This window comes from Streptococcus mitis (assembly GCF_003942695.1).
Classification (GTDB): Bacteria; Bacillota; Bacilli; order Lactobacillales; family Streptococcaceae; genus Streptococcus; species Streptococcus mitis_BD.
Genome location: NZ_RJNU01000010.1, coordinates 48,258 through 66,546 on the forward strand (window position 1 = coordinate 48,258; position 18,289 = coordinate 66,546).

At 42.5% G+C, this 18,289-nt stretch carries 19 protein-coding genes; 1 reads left to right on the forward strand and 18 read right to left on the reverse strand.

The window, feature by feature from the left end; genetic code table 11:
• Positions 1 to 139: 139 nt before the first annotated feature.
• The 16 genes from prsA to ybeY form a co-directional block, all read right to left on the reverse strand.
• Positions 140 to 1,081, reverse strand: coding sequence for a peptidylprolyl isomerase PrsA (prsA, locus tag D8852_RS07910; protein WP_125425350.1), 942 nt, complete (start codon positions 1,079 to 1,081; stop codon positions 140 to 142).
• Positions 1,082 to 1,146: 65 nt separating this feature from the next.
• Positions 1,147 to 1,860 (reverse strand): O-methyltransferase, encoded by a 714-nt coding sequence (locus D8852_RS07915; protein WP_125425351.1) that lies wholly within the window; start codon positions 1,858 to 1,860, stop codon positions 1,147 to 1,149.
• Position 1,861: 1 nt separating this feature from the next.
• On the reverse strand, positions 1,862 to 3,664 hold the full coding sequence (gene pepF / locus D8852_RS07920) for an oligoendopeptidase F (RefSeq protein ID WP_125425352.1): 1,803 nt from the start codon (positions 3,662 to 3,664) through the stop codon (positions 1,862 to 1,864).
• A gap of 18 nt (positions 3,665 to 3,682) precedes the next feature.
• On the reverse strand, positions 3,683 to 4,639 hold the full coding sequence (locus D8852_RS07925; protein ID WP_125425353.1) for a competence protein CoiA: 957 nt from the start codon (positions 4,637 to 4,639) through the stop codon (positions 3,683 to 3,685).
• A gap of 75 nt (positions 4,640 to 4,714) precedes the next feature.
• Positions 4,715 to 5,863, reverse strand: a complete 1,149-nt coding sequence (locus tag D8852_RS07930) for a DUF1887 family protein (protein WP_125425354.1) — start codon at positions 5,861 to 5,863, stop codon at positions 4,715 to 4,717.
• Between the two features lie 177 nt (positions 5,864 to 6,040).
• Positions 6,041 to 6,892 carry an SAM-dependent methyltransferase TehB gene (gene tehB, locus D8852_RS07935; RefSeq protein WP_125425355.1) on the reverse strand — a complete coding sequence of 284 codons (852 nt, stop codon included), beginning with the start codon at positions 6,890 to 6,892 and terminating at the stop codon, positions 6,041 to 6,043.
• Between the two features lie 14 nt (positions 6,893 to 6,906).
• Positions 6,907 to 7,374, reverse strand: coding sequence for an SsrA-binding protein SmpB (smpB, locus tag D8852_RS07940; protein WP_125425356.1), 468 nt, complete (start codon positions 7,372 to 7,374; stop codon positions 6,907 to 6,909).
• Complete coding sequence (gene rnr, locus D8852_RS07945; protein WP_000653284.1) at positions 7,337 to 9,691, reverse strand: ribonuclease R; 2,355 nt, start codon at positions 9,689 to 9,691, stop codon at positions 7,337 to 7,339. The genes smpB and rnr overlap by 38 nt, the downstream gene beginning before the upstream one ends.
• Before the next feature lie 94 nt (positions 9,692 to 9,785).
• On the reverse strand, positions 9,786 to 10,019 hold the full coding sequence (gene secG, locus D8852_RS07950) for a preprotein translocase subunit SecG (protein WP_000282517.1): 234 nt from the start codon (positions 10,017 to 10,019) through the stop codon (positions 9,786 to 9,788).
• A 39-nt stretch (positions 10,020 to 10,058) separates the two neighbouring features.
• Entirely contained in the window at positions 10,059 to 10,208 is a 150-nt protein-coding gene (gene rpmG, locus D8852_RS07955) for a 50S ribosomal protein L33 (RefSeq protein ID WP_001809104.1), read from the reverse strand.
• On the reverse strand, positions 10,199 to 11,407 hold the full coding sequence (locus tag D8852_RS07960; RefSeq protein ID WP_125425357.1) for a multidrug efflux MFS transporter: 1,209 nt from the start codon (positions 11,405 to 11,407) through the stop codon (positions 10,199 to 10,201). The genes rpmG and D8852_RS07960 overlap by 10 nt, the downstream gene beginning before the upstream one ends.
• Positions 11,394 to 11,999, reverse strand: coding sequence for a dephospho-CoA kinase (gene coaE, locus D8852_RS07965; protein ID WP_125425358.1), 606 nt, complete (start codon positions 11,997 to 11,999; stop codon positions 11,394 to 11,396). The genes D8852_RS07960 and coaE overlap by 14 nt, the downstream gene beginning before the upstream one ends.
• The gene (gene mutM / locus D8852_RS07970) at positions 11,999 to 12,823 is read right to left on the reverse strand and encodes a DNA-formamidopyrimidine glycosylase (protein ID WP_125425359.1); all 825 of its coding nucleotides are present in this window, start codon (positions 12,821 to 12,823) and stop codon (positions 11,999 to 12,001) included. Before mutM ends, coaE begins: the two co-directional genes overlap by 1 nt.
• A 48-nt stretch (positions 12,824 to 12,871) precedes the next feature.
• Positions 12,872 to 13,771: a GTPase Era gene (era, locus tag D8852_RS07975; protein WP_071850872.1), complete on the reverse strand. Its 900-nt coding sequence runs from the start codon at positions 13,769 to 13,771 to the stop codon at positions 12,872 to 12,874.
• A gap of 16 nt (positions 13,772 to 13,787) precedes the next feature.
• The gene (locus D8852_RS07980; RefSeq protein ID WP_125425360.1) at positions 13,788 to 14,183 is read right to left on the reverse strand and encodes a diacylglycerol kinase family protein; all 396 of its coding nucleotides are present in this window, start codon (positions 14,181 to 14,183) and stop codon (positions 13,788 to 13,790) included.
• A complete protein-coding gene (gene ybeY / locus D8852_RS07985) occupies positions 14,164 to 14,661 on the reverse strand; it encodes an rRNA maturation RNase YbeY (protein WP_000275169.1) in 498 nt (165 codons plus the stop codon). The genes D8852_RS07980 and ybeY overlap by 20 nt, the downstream gene beginning before the upstream one ends.
• Positions 14,662 to 14,765: 104 nt before the next feature.
• On the opposite strand from ybeY, the gene pavA reads away from it, so the two are divergent.
• Entirely contained in the window at positions 14,766 to 16,421 is a 1,656-nt protein-coding gene (gene pavA / locus D8852_RS07990; protein WP_125425361.1) for an Rqc2 family fibronectin-binding protein PavA, read from the forward strand.
• Between the two features lie 32 nt (positions 16,422 to 16,453).
• Here the strand turns inward: pavA and deoD are convergent, their stop codons facing one another.
• Together deoD and D8852_RS08000 are read right to left on the reverse strand one after the other, a co-directional pair.
• Positions 16,454 to 17,164 (reverse strand): purine-nucleoside phosphorylase, encoded by a 711-nt coding sequence (gene deoD / locus D8852_RS07995; RefSeq protein WP_125425362.1) that lies wholly within the window; start codon positions 17,162 to 17,164, stop codon positions 16,454 to 16,456.
• A gap of 413 nt (positions 17,165 to 17,577) precedes the next feature.
• Entirely contained in the window at positions 17,578 to 18,288 is a 711-nt protein-coding gene (locus D8852_RS08000; RefSeq protein WP_125425363.1) for a type 1 glutamine amidotransferase, read from the reverse strand.
• Position 18,289: the final 1 nt, after the last annotated feature.

Sequence of the window (18,289 nt, forward strand, 5' to 3'; positions counted from 1 at the left end):
TTTTCTAGTTTTGATTGCTATTATACCATTTTTTCAGAAAGAAAAAAACTCTTATCCTCCAATCCTTCGAATTTTGCTATTTGGCCGAAACTGATTACTAAAAAATACAAACTTCAAGACAAAGTTTGTATTTTCTTTTTTATTCTGCTGATGAGCTACTGCTTGAGTTTGAGTCTGCACCACCAACGTATTGGGCAAAGATATTTTGGAAAACAGGATCTTTCACTTTAATATTTGCAGCTTGGAATTCTTTTCCGATAACGTTCTGAACGAAAGATGAATCGTTTTGTTTCTGCGTCAAAATGACTGTTTTCAATTTTTCTTTGTAATCATCTAGGTTTGATGATTTTTCTGTTTTCTTGGTTAGCTTAATAATGTAGTATTGGGTACTGTAGGCTTGTGTTCCAGTCGCTGTGATAACATCAGAGACACCATTCACATCCAAGGCAAAGGCCGCCTTCTTGACTTGTTCTGGAAGTTCTGTAGAAGCCGAGTCAAAAGTGATTTCGCCACCATTTTCTTTTGTCTTGTCATCATTTGAGTTGTCTTTTGCCAACTGAGCAAAATCAGCTCCTGCTGCTTTTGCTTTTTCAAGCACTTCTTTTGCTTTGTCTTCATTATCCATACGGATGATCTGAGCTGTTACATCTGGTGTATAAGACTCAAAAGCTTTTTGGTAAGCTTCGTCTGTCAATTCATTTTCTGCTGCTTTTTTAACTGCCAATTCGACCAACTTACTTGTGCGAATTTGAGCTTTACGAGTCTCAGGAGTCATACCCGCACGTTGAAGTACGCTGTTGTAGCTATCGCCGTATTTCTTTTGTTCCTCAGCAACGGCATCATCCACCTCTTTGTCAGTCACTTCTGAACCATATTGTTTTTCAAATACTTTTTGGATGGTCATATTAAGCAAGACTTGTTGTGCAGTTGGATTGTTTTTGACTTGTTCATAAAATTGATGCTCAGTAACGACATCACCTTTCATGCTGATGAGGTCAGCCCCTTCAGAACTTTTTGAACAAGCAGCCAAAGTCGCTACAGATAATAAGGTAATGGCTCCTGCCAATAGTTTTTTCTTCATGTTTACTCCTTTTATGGTAAGTTACCTTCTCTATTTTACTAAATTGTCTTAAATTTTTCTAAAAATCATTCACTATCAGGAAGTTGGACATCTGCTACATTTTTTCTCAGCATGAGAATCCCATCCCCGAGCGGAACTAGAGTCGCTGTTAGACCTGAATTGTCCAAAGTTGCATCGAAAAGTCTCTGCAAACCTTTATAAATGGTGCGCTGGCCACGACGGACTTCCATGATATCCTTGGCAACATCGCCTCCTTGGAAAATATCATCCAAGACAACCACTCCACCGACTTCCAAGTGTTTGAGGATTTCTGGTAGAAAGACGATGTACTTGGACTTGGCCGAATCCATAAAGACAAAGTCATAAGTTTCTGTCAGAGTAGATAAAACATCGACTGCATCTCCCTCTAAGAGAGTGATTTGCTTACGACTGTCAAACTGGGCAAAGTTTTCCTTGGCAAAGCCAATCATCTCAGGATTACGGTCAATCGTTGTAATCTTGGCATTTGGCGCATGTTCCGCCATCAAGAGGGCTGAAAAGCCAATCGCCGTCCCAATTTCCAAAATATTCTTAGGCTGCAGACTTTCCATGAGAAATCGAAAGTAAGCGACCGTTTCATGGGGAATAATGGGAATGTTTTCCTTGCGAGCGAAGACTTCCAATTCTTTCAAGGAACCTGTCACCTGCTTTTGACGCTGGCGCATGAGTTCTACGATTTCTTCCTTGACGACTGGACGTCGCATATTGTGATTGGCATTTTTACTATAAGACTCTACCATCTTAAGCTAGTCCCAATTTTTCAACAAGGGCTTCAAACTCGTTCAAGCGACGTTCAAAGACTGCAAAGGCATCGTTAAGATAGTCTTCTTTTTCCATATCAACACCCGCTTTTCTCATAACATTGAGCGGATAGTCAGACTTACCAGCCTTGAGGTAGTCGATATAGCGGTCACGGTCTTCCTGACTACCATGGACAATCTTCTCAGCCAAGGCTGAAGCAGCCGCAAAACCAGTCGAATACTGGTATACATAGTAATTATAGTAGAAGTGCGGAATGCGTGCCCATTCGTACTGGATCTGAGGATTGTCTTCCTTGCTGAGTCCGTAGTACTCTTGGTTCAAGTCAGCATAGAGTTTATTGAGGAAATCACTTGTCAAGACTTCTCCATTTTGGTCTGCTTGGTGGATGGCATGTTCAAACTCAGCGAATTGAGTTTGACGGAAGACTGTTCCACGGAAACCGTCCAAGAAGTTATTAAGGATAGCAAAGCGAGTTGCATCGTCTTCTACTTCCTCCAACAATTTCTCTGTCAAGATATTTTCGTTGGTCGTTGAGGCAATCTCAGCCAAGAAGATAGAGTAATCTCCGTAAACATAAGGTTGGGTTTCACGAGTATAGCTTGAGTGCATACTGTGACCTGTTTCATGGACAAGGGTAAAGAGATTGTCTAGATTGTCCTGCCAATTGAGAAGCATAAAGGCATTGGTATCATAAGAACCACCAGAGTAGGCACCAGAACGCTTGCCTTGGTTTTCATAGACATCAATCCAACGCTCGCTGAAGGCACGTTTGACACGGCTCAAGTAGTCGTCACCCAAGACAGCCAAGGCTTCTTCTGCCTTTTTCAAGGCTTCCTCATAAGTAAAGCTGTATTCTACTGAAGACAGTGGTGTGTAAACATCGTACATCTTGAGATCAGAAATACCCAAGATTTTTGAACGAAGGTTAAGGTATCGATGCAAGAGTGGCAAGTGCTTGCGAACTGCTGCTACTAGATTGTCATAGACACTTTCTGGAACAAAGTTTGCTGCGAGGGCTGCATGGCGAGCACTCTTATAGTTGCGAACTTTTGCTCGGTAGTTTTGCACCTTAACATTTGTCTGCAAAGTCTTAGCATAAGTGTGTTGGAATTGCTCATAAGTCGCATAGAGGGCTTCATAGGCACCTCGACGCACTTCACGATTTTTAGACTCCATCAAGCGAATATAAGTACCGTGTGAGAGTTGCACTTCCTTGCCTTCGTCATCAAGGACGTATGGGAAGCTAATATCCGCATTGTCCAAAATAGCGAAAGTTTCACTAGCAGCGCCAAAGATTTCTCCAGCTCCAGCAAGTAATTCTTCCTCACGTTGTGAAAGAACATGGTCTTTCTTCTGCAAGAGCTTATCAAAAAAGTGTTTGTAAACTTGGAGTTTTGGTTGAGCTTTTAGGAAAGCCGCATACTGCTCTTCGCTAATCTCCATAAACTCAGGTTCATAGAATGAAAAGGCTTGTTCTAACTGACTGTATAGGGCCATAGCCTTGGCATAGTACTCTTGATACTTGGCTTCACGCGTGTCCTGGTCATTTTTCATATGTGCATAGACATAAAGCTTTTCAACTTGGCGTTCCAAGTCAAGTGAGAATTCCGTAATCTCAAGCAAACTGTCTGCGCTATCCAAGAGATGCCCCTCATACTGAGATGCTGTTTGTACTTTTTCAGTTAAATCTTTCAAGGCTTCTTCCCAAGCCTGGTCTGTTGGGTAGATTGTTGAAAGATCCCATGTATCTTTTTCATTTATTTCATATCGTTGTAATACCATAAGATTCCTCCATCCTTTCTATTTTACCACATTTTTTGAGAAATATAAGTGATAAAAGGCTGGTGGATAGAGCTTTTGGCAATTATTTTTCGGATTTTTTTGATAGTAAGCCTGAAAATTTCTATAATAGCTAGTCAAATCCATTTCAATCTGCAAAAAATCTCCTGATTCTATCGGTCTGACCTGAGGATACCAGTCGTCCAGTTGACGGTTTAATAGATTGTCTCCTTGATAATAAGCTTCCTCCTGTTTCTTCATCCAGTAGGGCGTTTGATAGTACAACTGCTGGCGAATGTAGTGACAGATAGTGGAATCTTGCACAACTGCAAAACGAGGCAGTTTTTGTTTTTGATAAGGAAATCGTAGAATTTCCAAGAGATTTCCTTGGCCATAGGGAAATTCCTTGACCTGAAAATGAAGCTTGCCACGTAGGTCCTGATGTAGAAGGTATTTGAGTCTCAAAACTTGCTTTTTGAAATCTAGTTCCCAAACATAGAATCCCATATTTTGACTAAAATAAAGAAATCCCCTTTGCAGTTGTGTAAGTCTCTCTTTTAACCAGAGTTTTTCTCCCAGTAGCCAGATAACCTGATAGCCCTGGCTACGGTATCCTTGGCTTCTATCGCCTAAAAGCTTTTGAGACAAGGGACTGCACTGAACCTCCAGAGCTAATTTCTCATTGACGAGAACATCCGCAACCTGCTGAATCTCGGGCAAACTATATTCTAAGGCGACCTGACTATCTTTCTTGGCCCAGTGATAAAGGGCTTCTTTGTTGCCCAAGTGTTCTGGACTTTCATTTTCAAAAATAGCGATACAATCCCTTAACCTTTCATGGGCAAAGTGCGTTCGAATACTCTGTCCTTGGCGTAATCGTAGTCCGCCCCCACAGCTTGGACAAGTATAAGCTTGCTTGGGCACGTTTTTTTCGAGGGCATTCACCAATTTTCCCTTGACATCTCTGGCTACAAACATGGTCTACCTCCTTTTCTCATTTATTCGAAAAAAAATAAAAAAGACTGGATTTCCAGCCTTTCATGATATTATTTCTTATCTTTTTTGTCTCTTAGAATATTTTTTTAGCATGGGAATGAGATTGGGAATCTGCTCACTTCTAATGACCAGCACCCCGTATTCCTGACAGCGATTGGCATAAACAGGATTGATTTTCCCTGTACAGACAATCAACTTGAGGCAACTCTCTCCAGCAAAATGATTAGCATAGACTTCTAGCTCATTGATGGCCTCAACTGATAAATCTGTCATCTTGCAGGAGATAAAGGTAATCGAGCGTCCCTTTCTCAAAATGACATCAATCTCATTTTGAACATTGTCTGCCTCTGGAAAGATGCAATTCCAATCAATCTCACCACCTATCATGCATTCATCAAACAGCTGAGATTCAAGCGCCAAGAGATAGAGATACAGCTCTAAAATATGCCCCTTGTTGCGGCAAAAGACTTGAGCTTCTTGACTTGGAAAGCTGTATGCTACTCGTTTCTTGTCTTCGCTTTCAATACAAAGCATCCCCGCTTCCACAAGTAAGGAGATAAAGGATTCTGGATAGTGATAATACTTGCCGTTGTTTTCCAGTATCTTTTCAGTTTCAGCATGCAGATCATTGGTCTTTGCTAGAGAGAAAAATTGGGTCACTTGGTACCAGTGGGTGGGATTGGAAATGGCAGAGCTGGCTAATTTTTTGATGGCTGAAATTTCTTGAACTGAGTGGATAGGGCGTTTTGATTTGAGCATTTTTCCACCACGTAAAGCTATCAGCTGTTGGATGCTTAGGGTAGGAATGTCCAAGTCTTCTTTTTCCAACTGACCAGCTACCCACTTGTATTGTTTTCCCCGCTCGATATCCATGGCAACGATAGGAAGGTGGCGATCCAAGCCGTATTGATAGAGGGATAAGGCTAGTAGCGAATCTCCTCCAAAAACATCGAGAAGGACTTGGTCGTAACCTGCTAGGCAATAATCTAACTGGTCCGCTAGTTGTTCTAAAGATAGCTGACGAAAGCTCACTCGTTGGATATGGGGCACCTCATCAAGAATAAACTGACGGAGAGAGAGTTTCTCTTCATTGCTTATTTTCGTCAAAGATAGAAAAAGAATCTCGTCACAATCACTGATAAAGGCTTGGTAGACATTCTTTTCCAATACATGCCGATCATACAATTCCACCAAAAGACTCGTCATTCGACCACCTCCATCATCGACAACTTCTTAAGCTGAGAGTGACAGCAATACAGCTCTACTGCTCAGATTTCCTACTTCTAGTATAGCATAAAATTAAGCTTGTCCCAATCACCCAACGCAAACAAAAACGAATAGAAACCTTGCAAAGTGGTTTCTATTCGCTGAGTTAAGTTTGATTTACTTGACTTTTTTAGCTAACATGGTCGCAAAGCGTAGTTGAATACGATTGCCATTTTCATCACGACGGTGCAGATGTCCTGGATTTTCATTGTACTTGACCAACTCCCAATCCTTGTAGTAGTCTGCCAGTTCTCCTTCTTTAAAGGTGAATGGGAAGTTAACCGAGCAAGGATAATCCTCCGTATCCATGGCACAGACGATGAGATTGTAGCCTCCAACAGTAGTTTGCTCCTGCATATTTTGGATAATAGCTGGAATACGATCCGCTTGAAGAAACATTAGAACAACTGTTGAAACGATAAAATCATAGGCTTGGCTAATGCTGGCTGAATTGATATCATATAGTCCTACAGGCATGTCGAGATCCTCTTGCTCCACAATGCTTTGCAAGATTTCCAGAGATAGTTCATTTTGATCAACAGCTGTCACATCAAAACCATTCTGTGCGAGAAAGAGAGAGTTACGCCCTTGACCACAACCCAAATCCAAGGCTCTTCCAGGTTTTACCGTCTGCATGGCCTCTAGGACCTCTGAATGGACTGGATTAGTCTGGTACTTTTTAGAAAAGTAATCCTCGGGTCTACAATAAAACTCCAAGTACCACTCTACATCGTCTGTTGCGGCCTCTACTCGGTGCCAGGCTTGCGGTTGCGCCATAGGGTTGTCTGCACCTGCCTCAAAGAGGTGCACCTCACAATCTTCAGTCAACTCAATAAACTTGAGTGCCCCCTTCAAGACAGTGATTTTTCCCCAAGTCCCGACCTTGGTATTGTGTTTCTGCTGGACAATTTCTGGCATGGTTTGTTTATTCCACAAGGGCATCCGTTTATAGGCAATTAGTTTTTCCATTTTACTTCCTCTTCTTAACGCTGGTTTACAGCTTTCATCACGCGCGCGATGTCACGGTTTTGTTCACGACGCTTGATTGACTCCCGTTTGTCATAGTCATGTTTCCCTTTGGCAAGTCCTAAAAGAAGCTTGGCATAGCCATCTTTGAGATAGACTTTGAGGGGAACAAGGGTCATTCCTGTTCCTTTGGTTTCCTGTTCCAATTTTTGAATTTGCTTCTTATGGAGCAGGAGTTTACGACGTCGTTCTGGTTCCTGATTCCAGATATTCCCCTCTTCGTAAGGGGCGATATGAACATTGCTCAGCCAGACTTCCCCATTTTTTACTTGGGCAAAGCCGTCCTTGAGGTTGATTCGAGCTGCTCGAACGCTCTTGATTTCAGTTCCGGTCAGGACCATTCCTGCCTCTAGCGTATCTACGATTGTATAGTGGTGGTGCGCTTTTTTATTTTGTGCGACGACCTTTCCCTCGCCCTTTGCCATACTTGGCTCCTTTCTTAGCTACTTCCTTGTAAAAAGGTTTCTTGCCTTTTTTCTTTTTATCCTTTTGTGAATGCTTGTGCTTATCATTTGAGCGCCCTGATTTTCTCTTGTCTTCCTTCTTGTCTGAACGACGACTTGAACCACGACCTCTGTCTTTGCGCCCAGCTTGTTTCAAACCTTTTTCGATGACATCAAACTCACTTGGGATATAAGAGAAGTCAATCTCACCTGTCATCTTATCCGCTCTTTCAACTCGAATTCGAATTTGCTGTCCTACACGGAAAGTTGTTCCTGATTTTTCCCCACGAAGAGTCAAATCCCGTTCATTAAAATGATAAAATTCAGGCAAATTGGTAATGTGAATCAATCCTTCGACTGTATTTGGCAATTCGACAAAGAGACCGAATTTAACGATGCTAGACACAACCGCATCGTACTCTTCGCCCACGTATTCTTCCATGTACTCAGCCTTTTTCATTGCTTCGACTTCACGCTCTGCCTCGATGGCACGACGCTCACGATTAGAAGACTGGGTAGCAATCTCAGGAATAACCTGTTCAAAATGCTCGGCTACGTCCTTGGAACGTCCATAGTCACGAATCATCCGATGAACAAGAAGGTCAGGATAACGACGAATTGGGCTGGTAAAGTGAGTGTAATAGTCCGCAGCTAGTCCATAGTGACCATGATTATGCTCAGAATAACGAGCCTGCTGCATAGAACGCAAAAGCATCATGGACAATACATCCGCATAGGGTTCTCCCTCAACAGCACGCATGATGTCTTGAAGCGCCTCCTGGCTAATCTCACTGGCAGTCCCATAAATCCGCAAACCAAAGCTCGAAGCATAATCAATAAACTTCTGAACTTTTTCAGCCTTGGGCTCCTCGTGAATCCGATAAATGAAAGGTAGGTCCAGTTTACTGAAGTGCTCGGCAACCGTTTCGTTAGCAATCAACATGAAGGACTCAATCATCCGCTCTGCAATGCCACGTTGGCGAAGAACGATATCCACAGGCTTGCCTTTTTTATCCACTAGAATCTTAGCTTCATTAGTATCAAAATTGAGAGCTCCACGTTTCTCACGCATGTTTTCTAGCCTTTCATGAAGCTTGGCCATGAGTTCGATACCAGGAACAATTTTCTTAAACTCTTGTCTTTTTTCCTCGTCGCCAGCCAGGATGTCATTGACAGCGCTATAGGTCATACGGAAACTAGTCTTGATAACCGTTTGGGTAATGGTGTAATGAACCACACGACCATGTTTATCAATTTCCATAATAGCAGACTGGGTCAAGCGATCTACTTGAGGATTGAGAGAGCAGATACCATTTGACAGTCGTTCTGGAAGCATTGGAACTACACGGTCTGTCACATAAACAGAAGTCGCGCGGTTAAGGGCTTCCTTGTCAAGTGCAGAACCCTCTGTCACATAGTAGGAAACATCCGCGATGTGAACTCCGAGTTCCATATTGCCATTTTTCAAAGGCTTAATGTGAACTGCGTCGTCCAAGTCCTTGGCATCTGCGCCGTCAATGGTGAAGGTAAGCTCATCTCTCAAATCAAGACGACCTTCCATATCCTTCTCTGATGGAGCATTCGGCACACTTTCAACCTCCTTGAGAGCAGCTTCTGGGAATTCTGAGACAATATCCATGGATTCCAAGACTTCAAGAACGTCAATCCCAGCATCAGTCGAGTGCCCCACCACATCAAGGACACTAGCAACAAAGAAATCATGTTTCTTACTTGGGTATTTATCGATAAAGACCTTGAGAACCTCAGTACCTTCCAACTTGATAGCTGGTTTCTTAACATAGATGGGTTGGCTGATTTTCTGATTTTTTGAACGAATGTAGCCCGCATACTTGGGCTTTTCCTGATCCAGAACGATTTGCCCGACAACAGTTGTCAGACTGTGTTCTAGAATATCAATAATTTTGGCTTCGGCAGCAGTTCCCTTGTTACGGTCAGCGACTTTCTTGATGACCACCTCAACGGTATCGCCATCAATGGCATAGTTGACATCGTTTTTTCCTACAAAAAGATCGTCCTCTTCCCCTTCTAGACTGACAAAACCAAAGCCATTTTTATGGGCATGAAAAATCCCTTTGAGGGTGATTTCATGTTTCTTCTTCTGATCCAAGGCAAGGCTACCATCATCTTCAAAACGAATCTGGTGCTTTCTTTCCATCAGAGACAGGGTTTTAATCAACTCACGGAAATCCTTGGATCCATCCTTTCCGAGAACCTGAGCCAGGTCATTTACCGTCACTCGCCCCTTCTCTTGCAAATATTCTTTAATTTTATCTTTCATGTTTTCTTTCTAGATTTTTATAATTTTTTTGATTGATAACTTTATAAGTGTCATTAAAAATAAAAATAGGCTAAGACCTAGTCTCGCCCATTTCTTATCTACTTGATAATACCGTCAATGCTAAGGCAATGGCTAGCCAGAAAAAGACTAAAATACCTGTCAAACGTTGCATCACAGCTTCAAAACCACGCGCCTTACTACGTTCAAACAAATCACCTGAGCTGGCATCAAATACATTGCTGGATTGGTTCTTAGTTGGTTGCATGAAAATCGCAATCACAATCACAACAGATAATACTAATAAAATGGTTAATAATAGGTTGTACATATCAAACTCCTTAAAATCCCTATTATTTTACCATAAATTCTACTTAGATTCAAGATGTAGGGTTACTTTTCTTTCCTTGGGACAATACTTTAAAACCTCAATCTTGTCTGGATGGGTTTTGGAGTTTTTACTGGTTAGGTAATTAATACTGCCACAAGAGGAGCATTTGAGATTGATTTTTACTCGCACGAGATTTCCTTTACTTTTAATAATGATCTAAATTGAACTAAGTTAAATAAACAACTGAGAGCTACACAGGCTGCTGTCGCATAAAAAACAGAGTGGTAGCCGAATTGCCCTGCTACTGCTGAACCAGTCATGGGACCAACAACACCCCCAAGGTAGAAAAAGACTTGATTAAAGGCAAAAATCCTTGAAATGCCTACTTTGGGAGTCATCTTACTAAGTAATGCATTAACACCTGGTATCAGAGCACCCGTTCCCAAACCAAAGAGAAAACGATACAAGCCAAGTTGAAGGGGGCTGGTTGCATGGGCACAAAGAAGGTAAATGATGACTGAATAAATCTGCGCTGCAACTAAAAGTCTATGATTTCCCACCTTATCTCCTAGTTTTCCCATCACTCCAGCACTCATCATGCTAGAAAATCCCATGCTGGATACGATCAATCCTGATACAAAGAGGAGATTTTCAGTCTGCCCTAAGTCCCGAACATAGAGAGCGAGAATGGGGCCAATTGATTGAGCTGAAAATTGAATGACAAAGCTGGTCAAAAATAGGTTTACTAAAAGCCTAGGATACTTGAAAGAAGAAAATAATTCTTTCGTCGGGATAGCCTTCTCCTTAGCTACTGGTTGAAAATCTTCCTTGATAAAGAAAATGGTTAGGATTGCAGCTAAAAATAGGAAAGCACCCACCAATAAAAAGACATTGCGGATACCAAAAATTTCAGCAATCAAGCCACCTACAAAGGGGCCGGTTAGGGTCCCAGCTACTACTCCAGTTGATAAAGTCCCCAAAGCATAGCCAGACTTATCCTTGGGGACTTGACTGGCTATTAAAGCTGTCGCATTCGGTACGAAACCTGTAAATACGCCATTTAGTAATCTAAGAAAGATTAACCAATAGATATTTGGAACAAAGGCCAAGCCTCCCATGGTGATGGTCATAGCAAACCCAGCTCGAATCATCATGGGTTTTCGACCATATTTGTCAGCAAGAATACCCCAGATAGGAGAAATCAAAGCTGCTGAAACGGCCGAAACTGAGATGGATAATCCAGCATAGAAAGCAACTTGGTCACTCTCGATTCCCAACTGCTCTACAAAGATAGGCATAAAAGGGACGACCAAGGAAATACTGGCTCCCGTTAGAAAACTACCGAACCAGGCGACACGAAGATTATCTTTCCAACTAATCTCTTGCACAGCTATCTCCTCCTTCAAGTAACTTCACTACTTGAGCCACAAGCTGATCACGACTGCCATTGTTGTCTAGAACATGACTCGCTAATTTTTTCTTTTCTTCTAAAGACCACTGGGCGGTCAAACGAGACTCTGCTACTTCCTTAGAAAGATGATCCCGTTTCATGAAACGTTCCACCTGAACATCACGGTTCACATAGACCAGCCATGTTTCATCAAACCAGTTGGCGTAGTTCTGCTCAAAAAGCAGAGGAATATCCATGAAAAAAATCGCTTCTGTCTGAACCAACTGTTCTCTTAGTGCAGACAATTCCTCACGAATAATCTCTCCTTGGGTTTGCTTAGACCATTCTTGCTCTTCAGGGTTTGAGAAGATGAGACTAGCCAGGAGAGGGCGATTGAGTTCTCCATTTTCTAAGATAATTTCCTGCCCAAAGTGCTGAACTAAGAGCTGATAAAGACGCCCACCAGGTCTTTGTAACTGATGGACGACTGCATCAGCATCCACCACTTGAAAACCTTGCTCTCTTAGGAAATTTGTCACAGTTGACTTCCCAGAGGCAATTCCTCCTGTGATTCCAATGATTTTTCCCATCAGTCCCTCCTTTGACAAGTTGGACAAAAGTGGGTTCCACGTCCGCCAAGCTGGATTTTCTCAATCACTGTCCCACAGCGCGAACATGCTTGTCCAGTCTTATCATAGACCTGATGAAAATCCTGCATGGTTCCATCTTCCCCAAAGGCATTGGTATAGGTCCGAATGGTGGAACCGCCCTTTTCAACTGCCTGCCCCAAAACAGCAATGGTCTGGTCATGAATGGCTGACGCTTCTTCTACCGTCAAAGTCTGGGAAGGTCTAGCTGGATGAACCTGAGCTCGCCAGAGGACCTCATCCACATAGATATTGCCAAGACCAGCTACCAAGGTCTGGTCTAGGAGATGGGATTTGATAGGCTTTTTAGACTTGGCTAGAGCAGTTTGAAAGACCTGCAAATCAAAGTCCTGCTCTTTTGGCTCAGGCCCTAGTTTTTTAGAAATAAAGTAAGTTTCCAAAAGGTCAGGCGCCAATAGTTCCATGGTACCAAACTTGCGTACGTCCTCATATACAAGAGTACCGCCATCCTCAAACTGGATGAAAATATGGGCATGCTTGCGTTCAGGGACCTTGTCTGCATAGTAAAAATACTTTCCCTCCATCCGCAAATGAGAAATCAAGACCTTGTCTGTTAGGTAAAAAAGCAAATATTTTCCACGGCGTCCCATTGACTCAATTACTTGACCAGCTAGTTCTTTTTGAAACTCTTTCAAATCCGTCTTAATCATCTTGGGATAACGAATCTCTACACTAGAAATCTTCTTTCCCAAGATCAATTTTTCTAAGCCACGACGAACCGTTTCAACCTCTGGTAATTCAGGCATAAATCCCCCTTCTGTAAAAACAAGAAGCAGGCATGAGCCCACCTCTACTTAGTATTCTTTTTCATTATAGCCAAAGTCAGCCAAATCTAGCTTTTTATCACGCCAGTTTTTCTTGACCTTGACCCAGGTTTCTAGGAAAACCTTGTCCCCTAGCATGAGTTCGATATCACGACGAGCCATGGTTCCAATTTTCTTGAGCATAGCGCCACCTTTACCGATGATAATCCCTTTTTGACTATCGCGCTCGACCATGATGGTTGCACGGATATGAACCTTGTCTGTCTCTTCATCCCGCTTCATAGAGTCGACTACTACGGCAACTGAGTGGGGAATTTCTTCGCGCGTCAAATGAAGAACCTTCTCACGAATCATTTCTGAAACCAAGAAACGCTCAGGATGATCTGTGATTTGATCAGCTGGGAAATACTGGAACCCTTCCTCCAGATTTTCACTCAAAATATCGATTAGTCGAGAAACGTTATTTCCCTGAAGGGCTGAGATAGGAACAATCTCCTTAAAGTCCATTTGATTACGAAAGTCATCAATCTGAGTCAAGAGCTGATCAGGATGAACCTTGTCAATCTTATTCACCACCAGAATGACAGGAACCTTGGCAGCCTTGAGACGCTCGATAATCATGTCGTCCCCCTTACCACGTGGCTCATCAGCTGGCACCATGAATAGAACAGTATCCACTTCACGAAGGGTGCTGTAGGCAGATTCCACCATGAAATCTCCAAGAGCTGTTTTTGGCTTGTGAATCCCCGGTGTATCAATAAAGACGATTTGTTCCTTATCCGTGGTGTAAATCCCCATGATTTTATTGCGCGTTGTTTGCGCCTTGTCACTCATAATGGCAATCTTTTGCCCCATGACGTGATTCAAAAAGGTTGACTTCCCAACATTGGGGCGCCCTAAAATGGCTACAAAACCTGATTTAAAAGTCATAATTTCCTCTTATTGTTTAAAATAGTATATCCCAAATGCGCGGGAGAAAGATAAGTGCACCTGTCACTGCAGCAAAAAGAGAGACCACCAGCACGGCACCTGCCGCCATGTCCTTGGCTTTCTTTGCCAACATAGAAAAGTGATAGTGACTGGCTAAATCCACCACATTTTCAATAGCAGAGTTCATAATCTCAAACGCTACTACCAAGAAAATGCTCATTAGGAGAAAGAGCCATTCGATTCGTGACACCTGAAAAACAAAACCTGCAAGGATGACTACTAGTGCCGTCACTGCATGTTTGCGCATATTGCGTTCTTCCTTGATAGCAGTTAAAATCCCTGTGATGGCAAATTCTAAACTGGATACCAGGTCACGATTTTTCCATTTTCGTTTATTGTCTTGTGAGTCCATAGGCTGTCAAAATTTCTTCTTGTAAACCGAACATCTCCGCTTCTTCTTCCGGAGTGTAGTGATCGTAGCCGTTGATATGTAAAAAGCCGTGTACTGCCAAGAAGCCCATCTCACGCTCAAAGCTATGGCCATATTCCTCAGCCTGCTCATGCGCTTTATCGATAGAGATGAAAAGCTCCCCAATATAGGCATCAAACTCAGACATCATCTCTGCCAATTCAGGATTTTCAAGCAAATCCTCTTCGTCAAAGGCAATATCCAACTCAGGTTTATACTCAAGGCTAATGACATCTGTCGGACGATCCGTATCACGGTACTCGAGATTGAGTTCGTGGCTACGCTCGTTGGTCACAAAAGTGACTGCCATCTCCTTGTCTTCTTTTCCTATTTTTTGGGCTGCAAATTCCAAAATTTCTTGGGTTTGTTGCAAGATTTCTTGTGAAACTTGACCAGTTTCATCTACCATTTCAATATACATGTACTTCTCGTTTCTCTTTACTTGGCTTTATTATACCACATTTCCATGATTTTATCCTACCTTTTTGATATAATACTATGGAATACAATCACAAGGAGAGAACGATGTCATTTGACGGATTTTTTTTACACCACATGGTTGAGGAATTGCGAAGAGAGTTGGTCAATGGTCGCATTCAGAAAATCAATCAGCCTTTTGAACAAGAGTTGGTCTTGCAAATCCGCAGCAATCGCCAAAGCCATCGCCTGCTCCTCTCTGCCCATCCCATTTTTGGGCGCATCCAGCTGACCCAAACGACTTTTGAAAATCCAGCCCAACCTTCCACTTTTATCATGGTTTTGAGAAAGTATTTGCAGGGTGCCCTGATTGAGTCGATTGAGCAAGTCGAAAACGACCGTATCGTGGAGATCACGGTTTCTAATAAAAACGAGATTGGCGATCATATCCAGGCTACCTTGATTATCGAGATCATGGGCAAACACAGTAATATTCTCCTCGTGGATAAAAGTAGCCATAAAATCCTCGAAGTCATCAAACACGTCGGCTTTTCACAAAATAGTTACCGCACCTTGCTTCCAGGATCGACCTATATCGCTCCGCCAAGCACCGAGTCTCTCAATCCTTTTACTATCAAGGATGAGAAGCTCTTTGAAATCCTGCAAACACAGGAACTAACAGCAAAAAATCTTCAAAGCCTCTTTCAAGGTCTAGGACGAGATACGGCAAACGAACTGGAAAGTTTATTGGTTAGTGACAAACTATCCACTTTCCGTAACTTTTTCGGTCAAGAAACCAAGCCATTCTTGACTGAGACTTCCTTCAGTCCAGTTCCTTTTGCAAATCAGCTGGGAGAGCCTTTTGCCAGCCTTTCTGACTTGCTGGACACCTACTATAAGGACAAGGCTGAACGAGACCGCGTCAAACAGCAAGCCAGCGAACTGATTCGTCGTGTTGAAAATGAACTTCAGAAAAATCGACATAAGCTTAAAAAACAAGAAAAAGAGTTACTAGCGACAGACAATGCTGAGGAATTTCGCCAAAAAGGTGAATTGCTGACAACCTTCCTCCACCAAGTGCCTAATGACCAAAATCAGGTTACCTTGGACAACTACTACACTAATCAGCCTATCACGATTGCGCTTGATAAGGCCTTGACTCCCAGCCAGAATGCCCAACGCTACTTTAAACGTTACCAGAAACTCAAAGAAGCTGTCAAATACCTTACTGAGCTGATTGAGGAAACCAAGGCAACCATTCTCTATCTGGAAAGCGTCGAGACTGTGCTCAACCAAGCTGGACTGGAAGAAATCGCTGAAATCCGTGAAGAATTAATCCAAACAGGCTTTATCCGTAGAAGACAGCGAGAGAAAATTCAGAAACGCAAAAAACCAGAACAGTATCTAGCAAGCGATGGCAAAACCATCATTTATGTTGGTCGAAACAACTTGCAAAATGAAGAGCTAACCTTTAAAATGGCTCGCAAGGAGGAACTTTGGTTCCATGCCAAGGACATCCCTGGAAGCCATGTCGTCATCTCAGGAAATCTTGATCCTTCTGACGAAGTCAAGACAGATGCGGCCGAACTGGCTGCCTACTTCTCCAAAGGGCGCTTGTCAAATCTGGTGCAAGTGGATATGATTGAAGTCAAGAAACTCAACAAACCAACTGGTGGCAAACCTGGCTTTGTAACCTACACAGGACAAAAGACCCTCCGCGTTACACCAGACCCAGAAAAAATCGCATCCATGAAAAAATCCTGATTCCATTTGAAATCAGGATTTTCTTTTACATTTTACTCTGCAATCAAGGTTTCCAAACCAACCTTCATCATATCGGTGAAGGTGTTTTGGCGTTCTTCTGCAGTGGTGTCTTCATCTGGATTGACCAAGCTATCAGAAATGGTCATGATAGCAAGTGCATCGACGTGGTGTTGGGCAGCAAGATAGTAAAGGGCTGCCGCTTCCATTTCCACAGCCTTGACTCCCCATTTACCAAGCTCGATGTTTTTTTCAAAGTAGTTTGAATAAAAAACATCTGATGACAAAACATTCCCAACGTGGGTGGTCATACCGAGTTCTTTGGCGATATGGTAGGCCTTATCCAACAAATTAAAACTTGCAATTTGTGGAAAATCATACTGTGGCCAGTCGTTGCGGATAATGTTTGAGTTGGTTGCAGCTGCTTGCGCCAAGACCAATTCACGTACGTGGACATCTTCATTCAAAGAACCAGCAGTTCCCACACGGATCAATTTCTTCACACCGTAGTCCACAATCAACTCACGCGCATAAATCGAAATGGATGGCATCCCCATCCCAGTTCCCATGACAGATACACGGTGACCCTTGTAAGTACCAGTGTAGCCAAACATGTTACGCACTTCGTTAAAACAAACAGCATCTTCAAGGAAGTTCTCCGCAATAAATTTCGCACGAAGAGGATCCCCAGGAAGAAGAATTTTATCAGCAATTTCACCCTGCTTAGCAGCAATATGGATAGACATAATATAAGATACCAAACCCGTCAAAAAGCGAAGGGAAAATAGGAGTTGGGCGCAGTGAGCGATGCTCGCTAGACCAACTATCTTTTTCCCACTGCTTTTAGGGTGGGTTCAATTCCTTTCTTTCTTAATTTTGATGATAAATAGGAGAATAGCTCGTGTTCAAATCAGAACACCTTGCTCTACCTTTCTTTTTGTATATTTAGGATAGCGACAGAGAACAAAGTAAAAATAGGAAACTGACGAAGCATCGCAGATGCTAGACAGTTTATCTTTTTTACACAGTTCTCCGCCCGTATTCAGTTCAGCAAATACGGTTTACCCATCCTTTCTTTCTTGATTTTAAAATTAAATATTTCGCAAAACAGTTAGCTCGAGTTTGACTATAACTCAGATACTCTGCCTTTCTGTAGTTCCTAGTTTACCAACGAATCTAAAAATGCATACAGTTTTGCATTCATTTCAGAGTAATCGTTTCCACGTAATTCTTCTGGTGTTTGAACAAAAGAAAACTTTTCACTTTGCTCTCTTAATTGCTCCTCACCATCCGCAGTAATTAAGAGTTCTACTGCTTCGGGATCAAATTCCAAATGGGCCTGAAAGGCATAATGTTTCGGACTGAAGCGAATAATCTGACGTGAACAACCTTGACTCGTCGCAAGAACAACAGCATCCTTTGTCAGCCCTGGCATATCACCGTGCCAGTGGCCGGTTTCTAAGGTTTCTCCGAACAAGCTGACATGAGGATCTGTTAGACCTTCCATCGTCAATGTCACAGGATAAACGCCGATCTCGCGCTCTGGACTATGTTCATACTTCGCACCATAGGCAACAGACAAGAGCTGAGCACCAAGACAGACACCAACGATATAGATATCTGCGGCAATTGCTTCTTTCATAAAAGCAAGCTCAGCCTTAGGGTCATAGTATGGGAAGTTTTCTCTATCCTCATCAGGTGATTGAGGACCACCCATAACAATCAGAAAATCAATTCCGTCAATTGTTTCAGGAAGAGGTTCTTTTTCATAAACCTTTGTTGATGTAATGTGATGGCCTCGTTCCAGAGCCCAATTTAGATAAGCACCCGGAATCTCAAATGTTTCATGTAAAATAAAGTGAACTCTCATG